Here is a 17,422-nt window from a genome sequence, read left to right on the forward strand (position 1 = left end):
CGCCGCCACCGCCCAGAACCTGCGCAAACTGGCCAAGCTGATCCCGCCAACGGCGCCAGCGACCGCCTGAGAAAGTGGCGAACCGTCACGTCCGTTACTCGCGCCGATCTCAGCGGCGGCCTTTTTCAACGGAATCCGCCAATCCCGGACATTCACCGTGCGCCGGAAACTCGACATTCAGCCAAACTCGTGCGGCCATACGCCGCCCAGAGGACAGCCATCAAACACCCTTCAATTCCACCTTGGCTCGGCCCGATCGCCGGTCGTAAAGAAAAATCTGAATGGGCCTTCAAGAGCTGATTTCGGATACCGGAGGTCACAGTCAAACTAGAACCTTCACTGTGGGCCGGTATCGATCTGACCGACCGCCATATGACGCATCCTGTAATCGCAGACGAGGCAGGCACTCGTCGTTCGTACCGGGGCCTCAGCGCCGATGCTTCCAAGGTGCAGGCAAACAACGATTTGACAGTTTGTCCCGATCAAGCACAGCTTACCGCTGTAATTGATTGCGCAGAGGCAACCGATGGTTAAAGCAACACGTGTGCGCAAGCTTGTCGTGCCCGGACTCCACGCCATGCGCCTCGCGGTCTTCATTCTACTGCTCGCGGTCCCGGCCTACGCTCAGGAAAGCGCTGTTCACCTCAGGAACGGCGACTTCGAACTCCCGCCGATGTCGGGGCGGGACGCCTGGCGGCCGATCCCGGCCGACCTTGAGGTCCGTGCGGACCCGCACGAACCCTATGCAGGCCAAGCCAGTTTCAGGATAACGCGAGACAGGTCACCGCCCGGCTCCTTTGTCGCCCTGGCCCAGGCGCTCGACGCCACTCCGTTCCGGGGATACACCGTCCGCTTCCGTGCGGCGGTGCGAGCGAACGTTCTGCCCGGAGGAGCCGGAGCGGGACTATGGCTTCGTGTTGATCGGCCGGGCGGCGCCACCGGCTTCTTCGATAACATGAGCGACCGCGCGATCCGATCCGCAGACTGGGCCGTCTACGAGATCGTCGGGCCTGTAGCGGAAGACGCCACCAGGCTCACCGTCGGATTGCTGCTCAGCGGCGTCGGGACCGCGTGGATCGACGCGGCCAGCCTCGAAGTCCTCGCAGAACTGCCTGCCGACGCCGGTGACGGCGCCGCGCCCACGCGTGAGGGCCTGCGAAACCTGACGGCATTCACCAAGCTCTACGGTTATGTCCGTTGGTTCTCACCCTATTCCGACCCGGCCGATTCCCGATGGTCCGTCATCGCAGCCCAGGGCGCGCTTGAGGCGGAAGCAGCCGAATCCGACAGTCAACTCATCACCGTCCTGGAGCGATGGTTTCGGCCGATGGCGCCCGGGCTCGTGGTCAGCGGGCAGCCGGCGATTCCCACCGAGCCGGCGCCAACCGGGGCGAATCTCGTGCGGTGGCGTCATACCGGCGTGGAGTTCTCGGCTCCCGTCTATGAGAGCGAACGAATAGCGGCAGATCATTCCGCCGGCTGGACGGCCGAACTCGTGGACGACATCCACATCTGGATGCCGCTCACGGCGCCCTCTGGGGCGGTCAACCTGACGAGGGACGCACCCCTGCCGGCGGCGCAGGCGCCCGACAGCAGGGCGAGCCGCCTGGGTGCGGTGGTCATTTCCTGGAACGTCTTTCGCCATTTCTACCCCGGCTTCAAGGACGACGGGGTGGACTGGGACAGCGGCCTGCAGGCCCGGCTCGCCTCCGCGGCGACCGCGGTGGACGCGAACGGGTTTCGCAACGTTCTGCGGAGGATGGTCGCGGACCTGCACGACGGGCATGGGGCCGTTTCGCCGCGCCCGGAAGGATACCGGCTTCCCCTGGTCTGGCAGCCTGTAGAAGGCGAGATCGTGGTGACCGGACTGCCTGGCGACGCACCGCCCGGAGTGGCCGTAGGCGACATCGTTTTAACGGTGGACGGAGTCCCCGCAGGGAGCGAACTGGCCGCCCGGTCCGCTTACATCTCGGCCTCCACCACCGCCTATCGGCGCTGGCGGGCTGCGGAAGAGATGTTGTGGCGAGCAGACCCACAATCCGTGCACCTGCGCTTGCGCTCCAGGGACGGAGCAGAGCGCGAGGTGGAGGTTATGCCCTCGCCCGCCACGAACTGGAGGGAGATTGCAGGCGAACCCCGTCCGGCCCCCATAACCTGGTTTCCCGCCGGAGCATGGTACTTCGACCTGACGCGGCTCGACCACCGGGCGCTTTCGGTCGGGCTGGAGCGGGTTCAACCTCATGAACCCGTCGTGTTCGATCTTCGTGGTTATCCTCGCGACATCCGCGCCGCTTTCCTGGGACGCCTTGCTGAGCGGCCGATCGAGACGCCGCCCTTCCGGATTCCCGTCCACCTGTTGCCCGACGGACGGGACCGCACATGGAAGCCCGTCGGATGGTCGGTCGCACCGCAAGCTCCTCGGCTCCAGGGTCCAGTCGCGTTTCTCACAGACGCCCGAGCGATCAGCTATTCTGAAACCCTGCTGGCCATGGTGAGGGGGCATGCCCTGGCGGAAATCGTCGGAGAGCCGACCGCCGGCACGAACGGAAACTCCAATACCTTCACGGTCCCTGGCGGCCACAGCATCGTGTGGACGGGCATGGAGGTGCTGAACCATGACGGGTCCGAACTGAGCGGCCATGGGGTCCAGCCCACAATCCCCGCCTCACGCACCATCGCTGGCGTCGCCGGAGGCCGCGATGAAGTATTGGAAAGAGGACTTGAGTTTGTGACCAGCGGCAGCACAGCCCGTGAAAGGCTTTCGGGCTACGCCCGCCCGGAAGGCGAGGATCCGTAAAGTGGCTCGCGCCTAGCCGCCATACAACTGGATATCGCCCTACTTAGAAAGTGCAATTTTCAGTTGCATACCTTTCGGCACTGTATCATCGTTCGTTCGCGCGCCCACGTCGTCGATCGGGACGACCGGCTCTGGGAGGAACGACCTTGTTACGCACATCCATCGAAAATTCGGGGCATGACCCCCTCATAGCGAAAGCGATCCTGTCGTGGACTGACGCGAAGTTCGCCGCAGAAAATGCTTCATTGCTGCAAGCTGATGAGAGGATCGCCCGGTCTACCTGGGATGGCGGACTGGCCAACCCGGCCGGACCGATCCAATTCAGCCAGACGACATACCGCGCCGACCCGTCCAACACGATCGACGGTTGCCCGTCCAATATCTACGACTGTTATACCACTGGTCAGGGCTGCGGCGTCGAAACAAACGACTGCCAAACCTTTGGATGCCCGGATCCGAATCTCACGACCGATTGGGGCGGCTGCCTCCCTGCGACCTGGGGCCCGAACTGCCAGACGCAGAATTCTCTGTGCGACGTGCAACTGCCGAGCAATCCGTAAGTCCCACGCCCACTAAACAGATTGAACTCGCGTCCCCGCCCTCTCTTCCGGAGGGGCGGGGACCTTTGTCGGCTTAAACACGCCATGATTTCCACACGTACGCTGTCGCCAAAGGAGCGCGTTGATCTTTTCAACTCCGGCCCCGGGAAACGCTCCGCAGCCGGGGCGTTGGAGCGTTGGAGTTGGTGGCAACGCGCGTATTTCGAACGCCATGAGACTGCTTGGCTCCATTGGCTGGAGACCTGGACGGGCGGCGGCGACGGCTTGTCGGTCGTGGAGATCGACACCGGGTTCTCTCCAACGGGTCCGTCCCGTGAGGGCTGGTTCGACCACCTCGACGGAGTCCGGCAGAGAGCCGACGTCGCGCCTCCCCACGAGACGGATGACGAAGACGCTCCGCTAAGCGCGATAGCTGCCGTCATTCATCCTTTTCTCGATCATGCCGATGCGCAGTTGCAGAGCGGGTTGGCAGCGTGCGGCTTTACCAACCGCGAAGAAGGCCATTTCCGATCAGGAGCCCTAACCTGGCTCACATCCCGCCTCAGGGCGATCGCGGCGCCTTCGACCTCGGTAGCCGTGAACATTCATCGTTTGGTCGACCATGCATCCGAGAGCGATCCCGCGGAGCGGGCCTGTCGCTTTGAGAAGCTGGTCCGCAGTTGGCCCTCCCGCCAAGCTTTGCTCGAGGCTACCCCCGTGCTTGACAGACTGCTCGCGCAGGTCTGCATGGATTCGATTGCAGCATGCCTCGAATGCGCGCGGCGCTATGCCGAGGACAAATATGTCCTTGAAGCGGAATTCGGCATCAGGCCCACAGGGTTGGAAGGCGTCGTCTTCGGGCTCGGTGATCCCCATCGGCATGGGCGGACAGTTGCGCGCTTCCGCTACGAGGAGAATGACGACCTGGTCTACAAGCCGCGATCGATGGGCGCCGACCTGGCATTCAATGGCCTAGTGACGTGGCTGTCGGATCACCTGGCTGATGCACCTGAACCTGTGCCGACGCTCGGGCGCGGCGATTACGGATGGGCACGGTTTGTGAAGGCGCACGAGTGCGCCGACGAGGCCGAAATCGCGCGTGCCTATCGCCGGACCGGCATCTTGCTGGCTGCGTTTGATCTGTGCGCCGGAAGCGACCTCCATTTCGAGAACATCATCTACGAAGGCGTCAATCCCGTCATTGTTGACCTAGAGACGCTGCTCTGTCCGACGGTTATCCAGAGCGAAGAATACGCCACCCTGTGCTATCAGGCTCGCACCCGGTCGATCCTGCGGACCGGCTACCTGCCGGGGGGGGCCGTCGTAGGCGGCTTTCGGCGGGACTTCAGTGCCTCGGCCCTGCACACGACCTTGGAAACGCCATACCAGGAGCAGGTTTTTCTGGACGGCGACGGCGATACCCTCGCGGTCCGCCTGAAGCCCTTCCTCATGCAGCCGCGCGAGAACTGCGCCAGGATGGGGGCCCGCCGAATACCGGTCGCAGCCCATCTTGAGGCCTTGGCAGAAGGGATCGAAGCGGCCTGTCGGGTTTTCGCCGAACGGGCTGGCGACTTGCTGCATGCGGGCGGCCCGCTGGCGGCTTTTCGCGACATCGAGATTCGTTGGGTCCCGCGCGGCACCACAGCGTACGGCCAGGCCCTGAGGAGCTCCCTTCATCCCGCTCACATGCGCGACGGCATGGACCACGAACTCGCATGGGCCGAACTCGCGATCTGGAGCTCTGGAGGGCGCTCGCGAAAGGACATCCTGCAAGCCGAGATTTCAGACCTCTGGCGCTGCGACATCCCGCTTTTTACGACCACTGCGACGTCGACCCATGCATGGTCATCGGATGGCTTGGAACTGGCCGATGTCTTCTCCGAAAGCGGTTGGGAATCCTTGTGCAGACGTGTTCGCGCATTGGGGCGTACGGCCACCGACCAGTCGGCGCGGGCTGCTTCATGTGCGTTCGAATCCATTGAAGCCAAGGCGAGGCCTCACCCGTTTCTGCCGGCCGAGCCAGTCGAGAATCTCTCCCCGGACATCCTTCTTGAGGAGGCGGCACGGATTGGTCACCGACTCCTCGACGACAGCTTTGATGTCGAAGGCCACCTGTTTTGGGTCACCCCCGCGTCGATGGGAAAATTCGAGTACAGCGCCAGCGTCACCGAGTTCGACCTTTATCAGGGCGGCACAGGCATCGGCCTGTTTCTACACGAACTTGGACTGGCCACCGGATGCGACCGTTTCACCGTCGCGGCCGAAGCTTGTCGGACATCGGTCGAGTTTTGTGGCGAGGCGGCCCGCCCCCGGGCGGGCGCATTCAATGGACTGTCGGGCATTGTATACGCAGGCATGCGCCTAGCCGGCGGCCCATTGAACATTGACGTCGAATGGACCCGGGCCGTCTTGGCGCGTCTGGCGAAGGCGCTGGAGGATGATCAGACCTTCGACGTGATCGGAGGCTCGTCAGGCGCGATTCTCGTCCTCCGCCACCTGGTGACCCATCCGAAGCTCGGCGACGAGGCCGGCGCCCTCATTCAGCAGTGCGCAGCACATCTGCAAGCCGCCTCCCGTGATGATGCCGATGGCGTTTTCTGGCCGTCGGCAGGCCTCGATACACCCTCGGGCGGCTTCGCCCACGGCGCTGCAGGCCACGCCGCAGCCCTGGCGGTAGCCGGGGCCTGCCTCGGCTCCCGGCAGTGGGACGATCTCGTGCTGCGAGCGCTGACCTATTCCGCTCGCTCCGTGGGGGGCGGGTCCTGGTGTCATGGCGACGTCGGGCGTCTGACTGCGATCGATCTCATTCGTGAACACTGTCCGCACCTCGCCGAATGGCCGCACTCCCACGCCGCCGCCTGGCGCCTGACCCGTGAAAACAGCCTGGAAGGGGGCAACGACAGCCTCTGCCACGGCGTGCTCGGCAACCTCGACGGACTCGTCGACGGGGACGAAAAGGATCGCGCCCTCGCGCTGAGGGCCGCATCCGGCGCGCTCCGACGCAGCCGCAATACAGGGTGGCTGCCCAGTGTCGCGAACCTGAATCCCGGCCTGATGCTCGGCCACGCCGGCATCGGCTATCAACTCCTTCGTGTCAGGGCCCCCTCAATCGGCTCGATCCTGAGCCTCGGCATCACAAAATGACGGCCGCACAGTGACGGCCGAGCCGGACCTACCAGGCTTCTCGTTGCAGTCCATCCGGCTGGTTCCTGGATGGGTCCGGCCCATGGTCGTTCTGACAGGGGCCCTGCTGGCCACAGTCGTCATCGGGCTTGCGGTTTTCGACTTCAGTCGCGTATCGCGCGCTCCCGGCTGGGTGGTTCCGGCGGGCGGAATGATCAGGATCACCGCCGCCACTGGGGGAAGAATCAGCAGCATTGCCGTGTCGGAAGGTGGGGCTGTCCAAGCGGGAGAGCCGGTCGTCGAGATTTCAGCCGACGTGACCGGTCAAGACGCCCAGCTTGCCAATGGCCAGGCGCTCTACGCCCAGCGGGTCGAGGCCGGGCGTCAACGCCTTGCATCCCGGGAGACGGGTGTTGCCGTACGGCGGATGCAATTGGCGGCGGAACTTCGAATGTTGCGGGCTGAACTGGCGGGGCTTCAGGAACAGGCGGAGATCGCGAGTCGGCGGGTGGAGCTTCGGAGCGAGGCCCTGATGCGCGCCCGTCAACTGTTTGAGGCGGGGTACGCCAGTCAGACTCTTGTGATGGGCCGAGAATCTGATTTGCTGGCTGAGCAGCAGTCTGCGGCAACGATCGCAGCCTCCATAGACCGGATCGGAGGCCAACTTGCTGAACGCCAGCTTGCTCATGCCGCGCTCGATTCCGAACTCGAGGTCGCCCGCGGCGAATGGCGAGGCGAAGAGGCAGCGCTTCTCCAGCAGAGCAATTCCTACGAACAAGAATTTAGGCAGACTTATACTGCCAGCGTGGCCGCCACCGTGGTGGCGCTTCCTCGCTCCGTCTCCGAGAATGTTCCGGCCGGCACGGTGGTTGCGATCCTGGCGCCGACCAATGCAGTGCTTGAGGTGGAGCTGCTTCTGCCGCCTTCGGCGGCGGCCCGGGTCTCCGTCGGCGACCCCGTCAAGCTTCTTCTGGAAGCCTTTCCTCGGGAAAAGTCGGATCCGGTCACCGGCACCGTAGCTTACGTCTCTCAGGCCGTACTTGCTCCGACCGACATCCACAGCCCCGGTCTGAATGTCTCGGGACCGGCTATTGTCGTTCGGGTTCAGTTGGACAGCGACCGGGTGCGGTCCGCTGGTCGCGACTACACACTTACCCCGGGCATGCTTCTCACGGGGGTCATTGAGCTCGAGCGTCGCAGTTTCGCTGATCTGCTGCTGGGATCCATCACCCAGGGACTTCGCCGATGACGGCGCCCCCTCCCCCCGGCCGCCGCATCCGCATCCGGGACATATGGCCGGAGATGGCGGGCACACGCCGCTCCCTGGGCTATGTCTTGCTGCTGTCCGCGCTTTTGCAGATCTTCGTGTTTCTCAGTCCGTTGCAGATGCAACTGGTCATCGACCAGGCCATCACCGCTGGCGACCGGCGCATCCTCGAGATCGTAGCGCTATCCTTCCTCGTTCTCCATGTGGTTCAGTCCCTCACGGAGTTCATAAGATCGAGGCTGCAAATCCTGCTTTCGCAGGCGATGTCGCTGGAGGTGATGACCAGGACGGTCCAGCACCTTTCGTCGCTGCCGCTCCCGTTCTTCGAAGGCCGTTCAATCGGCGACATCGCTTCCCGGGCGGGCGCATCGAGAACGGTGCAGGACATCGTGGTCCGTATTCTGCTGTCGGCCGGACTGGACGCTCTGATGGCGATAACCGCGCTCGCGGTGATGCTGTCGTATTCCGTGATCTTGACGCTCGTGGTGCTCTTGGGGCTCGCCATCGTGACCGTGGTGCAACTCATGGTCTTTCCAATCCAGAGACGACTGGCCAAGACTGAGATCGAGGCCCGGGCTACGGAGCAGACACAGTTCCTCGAGAACCTTCGCAGCATGACGGCCATTCGGCTTCATGGGCTAGAAAGGCGTCGGGGCCAGGCTTGGGCTCAGGCCCTGCATGGGTCCGCTGACGCCGGCATAAAAAGCAGTAACGTCAACGCGCGACTGCAGCTTTTTCGCACGATCGTGAACGGCGCCCAGTCCGCGGCTGTCATATATCTCGGCGCAAGAGCCGTCATCAGCGGCTCGGGCTTCACGCTCGGCATGCTGGTCGCCTACCTGGCCTACAGGGGGGTTTTTGTGGAGCGCTTCAACACTCTGCTGGGTCACCTGACCCAAGTCCGATTCATTGGCCTCCACCTTGATCGCGTTTCGGACATTCTCGGACAACCCAGGGGCCATACGGCGACATCTGCGAGCGACCATGGCCGCCCCCAGGGCGCCATAGAGGTCCGGAAGGTGACTTTCGCATATCCCGACGGTCCACCAGTGCTGACTGATCTCGACTTGACGGTGCCGCAAGGTGGGTTCGTGGCCGTCGAAGGCGCCTCGGGAGGGGGAAAATCGACCCTACTGAAGCTGATGCTAGGTCTGTACACTCCGGATTCCGGTGAAATAGCGATCGGCGGGCGCGTTATGACGGGCGCCGACTGGCCCTCGTGGAGGTCCCGCGTCGGGGTCGTCGGCATCGATGATCGCCTTTTTGCGGGATCCATCGCGGATAACATCACCCTCTTTTCTCCTGATGCCGACGAGATGCTTATGGCGCGCGTGGCGGAACAGGCTGGCATAGACCGTGAAATCCGCCTCATGCCCAATGCCTACCGAACAGAGATCGGCGAGCTTGCAGAGTCCATTTCCGCTGGTCAGCGTCAGAGACTTCTACTTGCCAGAGCGCTTTATCGTCAGCCCGACGTTCTCATCCTGGACGAGGGAACTGCGAATTTGGACGAAGACAATGAACGGAGCATAACGGATCTCGTCAGCGGGCTCACAATGACACGCCTCGTAGTGGCTCACCGGCCCGCCCTCCTGGAGGCCGCGGATATCGTATACCGACTGCATGCCGGGCGCCTTAGACCCGTAGCCAAAGCATCTGGCTCCGCATCGCCGCGCATCGCCTGAACCGCCCTGCGCCCGCAACAAAAGTTCCTTAGCGCAGTCGATCATCACGCGGGTCAAACACAGGGCCCCGCCCTTCCGGCACGGACAGCGCAGGCGTGAAAGGCCGATCGGCCTCCCAGGCGTCGACAGCGTCGGACCATTGTTGCGCCATGTGTCTGCGCTGCGCCTCAAATTCCGCCTTGTTGTAGACGCTGCGCGAGGATCGCTCTTCGTGAGCGAGACATTTCTCGACCCAGTCTGAGTTGAAGCCCATCTCGTGCAGGAGGGTGGAGGCCGTGCGCCTCAGGTCGTGGACGGTGAAAGGTTCAAGGGCCAGGCCCCTCTCACGCGCCCGATCGGCGATGGAAGTGGTCACCCTGTTGAACGTCGCCCGAGACATCGGCGCATCGGCGTCGTACCGCGAGGGAAGGATGTATTTGGAATTGCCTGCGCAGGTTTTCAGGGCGACGAGGATGTCCAGCATCTGGGTCGAGAGATAGACATTGTGCGGCCGAGACCGCTTCATCCGCGCCTTCGGGATGGACCAGACGGCGTTGTCGAAATCGACCTCGTCCCAGGTGCCGTCCTGTAGCTCGCTCTTCCTCACCATGCTCAGCAGGATGAACTTCAGGCCCAGGCGGATGGTCGGCAGGGTCGCCACCTCTCCCAGCAACTGGAGCATGATCTTGATCTCTGCGGGTGACAAAGATCGATCCCGCGGACGGAAGGTGGCGATCGAGGCGGGTCCGACGCCGTCGGCGGGGTTATCGATCTTCTCGCCGTGGAGGATCGCCCAGGCATAGACCTGCTTGACGATGTCCCGGACGTGGATGGCGGTCGCCGGAGCGCCGCGGTCCACGATCGACTTGCAGTGTGCGCGTAGGTCGTCTGGTGTGATCTCCGACAGCAGGCGGCTCCGCCACTTCGGCAACACCTCTCGATTGAAGATAGAGCGACGCATGTTCCGCGTGCTGTCGGCCATAGGCGCCTTATCCATCCATGCCTGAGCCACGTGCTCGAAACTGCGCGCCTCTTTCAACCGGCGCTTGGCGCGCTGCTTCTCCATCGCCGGCGACACACCGTCAGCGATGGTCCGTTTGATCTCGAAGAGCCGTTCGCGGGCCTGAGCCAGGCTCAAACCACCTCGGCCGTAGCGGCCCAAGGTCACCGTCTCGCGCCGTCCGTTGAACCGATAGTCGTATCGGAACGAGATCGCGCCGCCGGGTGAAACGTAGGCGTACATGCCGTCCCTGTCGGTACTTTTGTAAGGTTTTGTTTTTGGACGTAAATTCTTGAGTGCGGCGTCTGTAAGCACGGTATAATCACCTCTGTCAGGACGGGTCCGAATTTGACCGGTTTTCAGACGGTTTTATTCTTCCTTTTCCGCGACTTAGGAGAATTCAGTACCGTCACGCGCCTCAGCGCTCATTGACGGTATGGGCCGGACTCGGCCGGATCAACGCCTGGCGATACCGTCAGCGAGGACGGTAAAACGAAAAAAGACCCTCCGAACGGTCTCGAAGGGTCTCGTGAGAATTCACAATGTTGTCAGTAGCTTGCAGGGTATTTCCTAAGCGATCTCGAAAGGTCCCGAGAGGCCTGAATTATTCCCACTCGATGGTCCCCGGCGGCTTGGACGTCACGTCATAGACCACCCGGTTCACGCCGCGCACCTCGTTGATGATGCGGGTGGCGGTGCGGGCGAGGACGTCCCAGGGGAATTGGTAGAAGTCCGCCGTCATGCCGTCGGTGGAGGTCACCGCGCGCAGGGCCAGCACCTTCTCATAGGTCCGCGCGTCGCCCATCACCCCCACCGTCTTGACCGGCAGCAGCACCGCGAAGGCCTGCCAGATCTCGTCGTACAGGCCCGCCTTGCGGATCTCGTCCAGATAGATGGCGTCGGCGTCCTGCAGGGTCTTCACCGCGTCCGGCGTGATCTCGCCGGGGATGCGGATGGCCAGGCCCGGTCCGGGGAACGGGTGGCGACCGACAAAGGCGTCGGTCAGCCCCAGCTCGCGGCCCAGCGCCCGCACCTCGTCCTTGAACAGCTCGCGCAGGGGCTCCACCAGCTTCAGCTTCATGAAGTCCGGCAAGCCGCCCACATTGTGGTGGCTCTTGATCACATGCGCCTTGCCGCTGGACGACGACACGCTTTCGATGACGTCGGGATAGAGCGTGCCCTGGGCCAGGAACTCGGCGCCGTCGATCTTGCCGGCCTCGCGGTCGAAGACCTCGATGAAGACCCGGCCGATGATCTTGCGCTTGGTCTCGGGGTCCGACTGGCCCGCGAGTTCGCTGAGGAATTCCTTCGACGCATCAACGTGGATCAGCGGGATGTTGTAGTGTTCCCTGAACAGGGTCGTGACCTGTGCCGCCTCATCCTTGCGCAGCAGGCCGGTGTCCACGAACACGCAGGTCAGCTGATCGCCGATGGCCTCGTGGATCAGCACCGCCGCGACAGAGCTGTCGACGCCGCCGGACAGGCCGCAGACGACCTTGGCCGAACCGACCTGTTCGCGGATCTGGGCGATCTTCTCGTCTCGATAGGCCGCCATGGTCCAGTCGCCGGACAGCCCCGCGATGCCGTGGGTGAAGTTCTTCAGCATCGTCGCGCCGCGCGGCGTGTGCATCACCTCGGGATGGAACTGAACGCCATAGAAGCGGCGGGTCTCGTCGGCGATCACGGCATAGGGCGAACCGGGCGAGGAGGCGACCACGTCAAAGCCCGCCGGGATGGCGACGATCTTGTCGCCGTGGCTCATCCAGACGGTTTCTTCCTCCCCGACCGCGGCCAGATCGGCCAGCAGGGGCGAGGTCTTTTCGACGGTGATCTCGGCGCGACCGAACTCGCGATGGTGACCGCCCTCGACCTTGCCGCCCAGTTGTTCGCACATGGTCATCTCGCCGTAGCAGATGCCCAGCACCGGCACGCCCGCCTCGAACACGCCTTGAGGCGCGCGGGGGCTGCCTTCCTCGTGCACGCTCTCCGGCCCGCCCGACAGGATGATCGCCGCCGGGCTCATTGCCTCAAGCGCGGCCTCGGCCTTGGCGTAGGGATGTATCTCGCAATAGACGTTCGCCTCGCGCAACCGCCGCGCGATCAGCTGCGTCACCTGGCTGCCGAAATCGACGATGAGGACTTTCTGGTGCTGGGTGGTCATGCGGTCGAATCCGGGGCGAGAAGGTGGGCGGGGTCTAGGCCGTGGTCGGCCGAAATTTCAAGGGCGGCGAGGCCGTCGGCCTCCAGCCGCGCGATCAAGGCGTCCAGCGCCACGGCCAGGTTCTGGTCCACGTGATGAAGGGTCGAGGTCCAGTCCTCCAGCGCCTTCAGCTCGGCCCGCCCGTCAGACACCCCGCGCAGGGCGATCAGGGGCACGCCGAAGCTCTGCGCAGACCGCAGCAGGGCCCAGGTCTCCATGTCCACCATCTCGGCCTCGATGGCGTCATAGGCCGCGCCGGAAATCACCGCGCCGCCGGTCGACAGGCTCGCGCACCGCACGCCCGGAATCGGGCATGGCAGGGGCAGCAAGGCGGGCAGGTCCGACAGCGGCGTCACGCCCTTCTCGAACCCCAGCGGGCTGGCGTCCATGTCGCGATAGCGCACCGACGACGCCTGATAGACCGCCGCATGCTCCAGCGTCCGCGAGCCGCACGAGCCCAGCGACACGATCAGGTCCGGCAGGGCCCCGTCCGCCGCCATCCGCCCCAGCGCCGCGGTCAGGGCCACCGCCGCCTCCACCGGGCCGACGCCGGTCATCAGCGGCTGGATGCGCGCCTGCAGATGGACGCCGTACTCCGCCGGCGCCGCCATCACCGGCAGCACCGCCAGCCCGCCCCAGCGCGCCACCCGCCCGCTCATCCGGCGCGCTCGTACAGGGCGGCGAAGAAACCGTCGGTGCCGCTGGTCGCGGGGCTCAGCCGCAGCCTGTGCCCCTTGGCGAACCTCGCCAGATGCTCGCGCGCCGCATCGCTGAAGGCCGGATTGCCCAGGGCGTCGCCCACGGCCACGGGCCGGAAATCCTGATGCGCCGCCTCGAAGGCGTCCGCCGTCTTCTCGTTCTCGCCGGTCAGCATCGAGCAGGTCACATAGACCAGCCGCCCGCCCGGCTTCACCAGCGCCGCCGCCCGGCCGAGAATCGCCAGCTGCAGCTTGTGCAGCCGCTCGACCTCGTCGGCCTTCAGACGCCACGCGTCCTCGGGCCGCCGCCGCCAGGTGCCCGAGCCCGAGCACGGCGCGTCCACCAGCACCAGATCGGCCCCGCCGACCAGATCCTCGACCCCCTCGCCGTCCGCGCCCAGCAGCCGCAGCTCCGCGTCCACGCCCGCGCGCTCCAGCCGCGGCCGAATGGCGTCCAGACGCTTCATGCTGATATCGGCGGCGATCAGGGTCCCGACGCCCTGTTGCGCCAGCCCCAGGGTCTTGCCGCCCCCGCCGGCGCAATAGTCCACCACCACCGCGCCCGACAGGTCCAGCCCGCCGCCCGACAGCCAGCAGACCATCTGGCTGCCCTCGTCCTGGATTTCGAAACGCCCGGCCTTGAAGCCTTCCAGCGCCTGCACGTTCGGCGGCGGCTCGGCGGCCAGCCTCAGGCCCCACACCGACCACGGCGTGCGCTCAGGCGACAGCCCGGCTTCGCGCAGCTCGGCCTCGGCCGCATCCTCGCTCGTCTTCGCCCCGTTGACCCGCAGGTCGATGGGCGCGCGTGGGCTCATCAGCGCCTCGGCCTCCTCGGCCCAGCGGTCGCCGAAGGTCGCCTTGAAATCCTCCACCACGAACTCGGGCAGGCCCGAGGCGATCCAGCCCGGCGGCTGGCCCTCCGGCGCCGTGATCCGCGCCCGTTCCTGTTTCGACAGGGGCTTGGGCCCATAGCCGTCGCCGGAATGCAGGGCCTCGATCTCCTCCAGCGGCATCCCGTCGATCAGGGCCAGCGAGCCGATCACCAGCGCGCGCCCGTCCTCACGCCCGCCCATGGCCCAGACCAGCCGCGCCCGCGCGCGGATCACCCGGTACACCCGGTCTGCGATGGCGCGCCGGTCCCCGGACCCCGCATAGCGGTTCGCGCGGCCCCACTCCTTCAGCACGACCTCGGCCGGCTGACGGCCCTGGGCGAGGGAGTCGAGGATCGAGGCGGCGGCGGACAGGCGGGCGGCTGGGGTCACTCAGATCTTTCAGATGAACAGGGCGGCGAGGATCATGATCAGGCCGATCAGCGAGACCACCCAGACCAGCGATCGCACGAAGGGAACGCCGAAGGCGTACAGCGGAATATAGATCAGCCGGGCCCAGAAATAGAGCGCCGCGCCCCAGGCCGTCATGGCCCCGGTGCGTCCGGCCAGATACGCGATCAGCACCGCCCCGATGAACAGCGGCAGGGTCTCGTACAGATTGGCCTCGGCCCGCTCCAGCCGCCCGGTCACCCGGCCCGGCGGCGGCATGTCGCCGTCACGCGGCCCGGCGTTCCACTTCAGCCCGTACCTGGCCGTGCGGCCTGCGGCCGGAAGCAGGATTTGCACCAGCGCCAGGATCAGGGTGGCCGCCAGATAGGTCAGTTCAATGGTCATGGCGGCCCTCCCCGGCCCTAGCCCTGCCGATAGTTCGGCGCTTCGCGGGTGATCATCACGTCGTGCACATGGCTTTCGCGCAGCCCCGCATTGGTGATGCGCACGAATTTCGCCCGTTGCTGGAAGTCGGGGATCGAGGCGCCGCCCACATAGCCCATGGCCGCGCGCAGTCCGCCCACCATCTGGTGCAGCACCGGCGAGATCGGCCCCTTGTACGGCGTCTGGCCCTCGATGCCCTCGGGCACCAGCTTCTCGGACGAGACTTCCTTCTGGAAATACCGATCCGCCGAGCCCCGGGCCATGGCGCCCACCGAGCCCATGCCGCGATAGGATTTGTAGGACCGGCCCTGATACAGGAACACCTCGCCGGGGCTTTCGTCGGTGCCCGCGAACATGGAGCCCATCATGGCCACGCTGGCGCCCGCCGCGATGGCCTTGGCCAGATCGCCCGAGTATTTGATCCCGCCGTCGGCGATGATCGGCGCGCCGCTGTCCCTGGCCGCCCGCGCGGACTCCATCACGGCGGTCAGCTGGGGCACGCCCACCCCCGCCACGATGCGGGTGGTGCAGATGCTGCCCGGCCCGATGCCCACCTTCACCGCGTCCGCGCCCGCGTCGATCAGGGCCCGGGTGGCGTCATAGGTGGCCACATTGCCGGCGATGATCTGGATGCGGTTGCTCTCCCGCTTGATGCGCTCCACCACCGCCGCCACCGAGGCTGAGTGGCCGTGGGCGGTGTCGATCACCACCACGTCGGCGCCCGCCTCCGCCAGCGCCATGGCCCGCTCATAGCCCGCGTCGCCCACCGTCGAGGCTGCACCCACCAGCAGGCGGCCCTGATCGTCCTTGGCCGCGTGGGGGAAGGCCTGGGCCTTCTCGATGTCCTTCATGGTGATCAGCCCGACGGCCCGGTAATCCTCGTCCACCACGATGACCCGCTCGATCTTGCGGGTGCGCAGCAGGTCCTGCGCCTCCTGGCGACCGGCGCCCTCGCGCACGGTGACCAGTTCGCCGGTGGTCATCAGGGTCGATGCCTTGACGTTGGGATCGCTCTCGAACCGCATGTCGCGGTTGGTCAGCATGCCCACCAGCTTGCCGGTCTTCGGATCGACCACGGGGAAGCCGCTGATCTTCTTGCGGGACACGATCTCGCGCACCTCGCCCAGCGTCGTGTCGGGCGACACCGTCACCGGATTGACCACCATGCCGCTTTCATAACGCTTCACGGCGCGGACCTGATCGGCCTGCTCCTCGATGGTCATGTTCCGGTGCAGCACGCCCAGACCGCCGGCCTGGGCCATGGCGATGGCCAGCCGCATCTCGGTCACCGTGTCCATGGCGGACGACAGCAGGGGTATGTTCAGCTTGATGTCTCGGGTCAGCCGGGTCGACACATCGACCTCGGCCGGCATGAACGCGGACGGGCCGGGTTCGAGCAAAACATCATCGAAGGTAAGCCCTTCGCGTATCTCCATGGGGAGTCTCCGTTTTGCGGGGCGCGTATAGCTTGCTGCGGCGCCAAACGGAAGCCCGGCGCGGCCTATGGCGGCGATAAAAGGAATTGTCGTTGCAACTCCGTCGCCTCGAGGCCATTTGTTGAAAATGGTTCGGGCTATCGTCAGATCGGTGAAGGCGCTTGCGCTCAAGGTCGCCACCTACGGCGTCATGCACCTGATCGTAGCCATCATCGTGGCCTACGCCATCACCCGTGACTGGCGCATCGCCCTGGCCGTGGGTCTGATCGAGCCGTTCTTCCAGACCATCGCCTATTCGGTCCACGATCGCATCTGGCACCGCATCGAACGCCGCAAGATGCGCTCGGGTGTCGAGGAGACCGCCGAGGCCGTCACTGCCCGTCTGGACGTCATGAACGCTCGCGAACAGAGCCGCGCCCACGGCCACGGACATCCCGGCCACAGCCACGCCCTGCCGACCTCCTTGCGGCAGATCGCCATGAAGACCTTCACCTACAGCGTCATGCACTTTGCGGTGGCGGTCGCCGTGGCCTATGTGCTGACCGGTTTCAACTGGCGCCTGGCCCTGGCCATCGGCCTGATCGAGCCCATCGTGCAGACGGTCTTCTTCACCGTGCATGACCGCATCTGGGCCCGCATCGAGGCCAGACGCGCCCGGGACCGCAAGCTGGCCGCCGCCTGATTGCGGCTGCGGCGCCCTGACGCTGGGCTTCGCCATACGGCTGCGCTATCCACCCCCTTGATGACGGCATCTCGCACAGACACCTGGTCGCTGTGGCGGTCGCTGGCCTTTCTGGCCGCGATCTTCGCCGTGGTGCTCGGCGCCCTGCTGCCTTCCGCCGCCCTCGCGGGCTCGCGCGACGGTCGGCCCATCGTCATGTGCTCGGCGGAGGGTCCGCGCACCATCCGCGTCGGCGGCGACGGGGATCAGACCACGGGCCTGGCCGACGCGGCCTGCGCCGTCTGCATCGCCGCCCACGCGCCCGCCCTGCCCC

At 65.3% G+C, this 17,422-nt stretch carries 14 protein-coding genes; 8 read left to right on the forward strand and 6 right to left on the reverse strand.

The window, feature by feature from the left end; translation table 11 throughout:
* The 6 genes from IWC96_RS15850 to IWC96_RS00500 form a co-directional block, all read left to right on the forward strand.
* On the forward strand, positions 1 to 300 hold a 300-nt coding region (locus IWC96_RS15850; RefSeq protein ID WP_231378734.1), incomplete at its 5' end, for a hypothetical protein.
* A gap of 277 nt (positions 301 to 577) precedes the next feature.
* Entirely contained in the window at positions 578 to 2,797 is a 2,220-nt protein-coding gene (locus tag IWC96_RS00480) for a S41 family peptidase (RefSeq protein WP_196838165.1), read from the forward strand.
* 146 nt (positions 2,798 to 2,943) lie between these two features.
* Positions 2,944 to 3,357 carry a hypothetical protein gene (locus tag IWC96_RS00485; RefSeq protein WP_196838166.1) on the forward strand — a complete coding sequence of 138 codons (414 nt, stop codon included), beginning with the start codon at positions 2,944 to 2,946 and terminating at the stop codon, positions 3,355 to 3,357.
* An 84-nt stretch (positions 3,358 to 3,441) separates the two neighbouring features.
* The gene (lanM, locus tag IWC96_RS00490; RefSeq protein ID WP_196838167.1) at positions 3,442 to 6,480 is read left to right on the forward strand and encodes a type 2 lanthipeptide synthetase LanM; all 3,039 of its coding nucleotides are present in this window, start codon (positions 3,442 to 3,444) and stop codon (positions 6,478 to 6,480) included.
* Between the two features lie 82 nt (positions 6,481 to 6,562).
* On the forward strand, positions 6,563 to 7,708 hold the full coding sequence (locus IWC96_RS00495; RefSeq protein ID WP_196838168.1) for an HlyD family secretion protein: 1,146 nt from the start codon (positions 6,563 to 6,565) through the stop codon (positions 7,706 to 7,708).
* Entirely contained in the window at positions 7,705 to 9,411 is a 1,707-nt protein-coding gene (locus IWC96_RS00500) for a peptidase domain-containing ABC transporter (protein WP_196838169.1), read from the forward strand. Before IWC96_RS00495 ends, IWC96_RS00500 begins: the two co-directional genes overlap by 4 nt.
* A 28-nt stretch (positions 9,412 to 9,439) precedes the next feature.
* Here the strand turns inward: IWC96_RS00500 and IWC96_RS00505 are convergent, their stop codons facing one another.
* From IWC96_RS00505 to guaB, 6 genes are all read right to left on the reverse strand, one after another.
* Positions 9,440 to 10,705, reverse strand: coding sequence for a site-specific integrase (locus IWC96_RS00505; RefSeq protein ID WP_196838170.1), 1,266 nt, complete (start codon positions 10,703 to 10,705; stop codon positions 9,440 to 9,442).
* Between the two features lie 289 nt (positions 10,706 to 10,994).
* A complete protein-coding gene (guaA, locus tag IWC96_RS00510) occupies positions 10,995 to 12,551 on the reverse strand; it encodes a glutamine-hydrolyzing GMP synthase (RefSeq protein WP_196838171.1) in 1,557 nt (518 codons plus the stop codon).
* Positions 12,548 to 13,249 (reverse strand): 5'-methylthioadenosine/S-adenosylhomocysteine nucleosidase, encoded by a 702-nt coding sequence (locus IWC96_RS00515; protein ID WP_045318767.1) that lies wholly within the window; start codon positions 13,247 to 13,249, stop codon positions 12,548 to 12,550. The genes guaA and IWC96_RS00515 overlap by 4 nt, the downstream gene beginning before the upstream one ends.
* Positions 13,246 to 14,550, reverse strand: a complete 1,305-nt coding sequence (locus IWC96_RS00520; protein WP_196838172.1) for an RsmB/NOP family class I SAM-dependent RNA methyltransferase — start codon at positions 14,548 to 14,550, stop codon at positions 13,246 to 13,248. The genes IWC96_RS00515 and IWC96_RS00520 overlap by 4 nt, the downstream gene beginning before the upstream one ends.
* 9 nt (positions 14,551 to 14,559) lie before the next feature.
* Entirely contained in the window at positions 14,560 to 14,952 is a 393-nt protein-coding gene (locus tag IWC96_RS00525; protein WP_021696572.1) for an MAPEG family protein, read from the reverse strand.
* Positions 14,953 to 14,969: 17 nt separating this feature from the next.
* A complete protein-coding gene (gene guaB / locus IWC96_RS00530; RefSeq protein WP_021696573.1) occupies positions 14,970 to 16,427 on the reverse strand; it encodes an IMP dehydrogenase in 1,458 nt (485 codons plus the stop codon).
* A 127-nt stretch (positions 16,428 to 16,554) separates the two neighbouring features.
* On the opposite strand from guaB, the gene IWC96_RS00535 reads away from it, so the two are divergent.
* Together IWC96_RS00535 and IWC96_RS00540 are read left to right on the forward strand one after the other, a co-directional pair.
* On the forward strand, positions 16,555 to 17,109 hold the full coding sequence (locus tag IWC96_RS00535; protein ID WP_196838173.1) for a DUF2061 domain-containing protein: 555 nt from the start codon (positions 16,555 to 16,557) through the stop codon (positions 17,107 to 17,109).
* Positions 17,110 to 17,169: 60 nt separating this feature from the next.
* On the forward strand, positions 17,170 to 17,422 hold a 253-nt coding region (locus IWC96_RS00540), incomplete at its 3' end, for a hypothetical protein (protein ID WP_196838174.1).

The organism is Brevundimonas sp. BAL450 (genome assembly GCF_015767455.1).
Taxonomy (GTDB): Bacteria; Pseudomonadota; Alphaproteobacteria; order Caulobacterales; family Caulobacteraceae; genus Brevundimonas; species Brevundimonas abyssalis.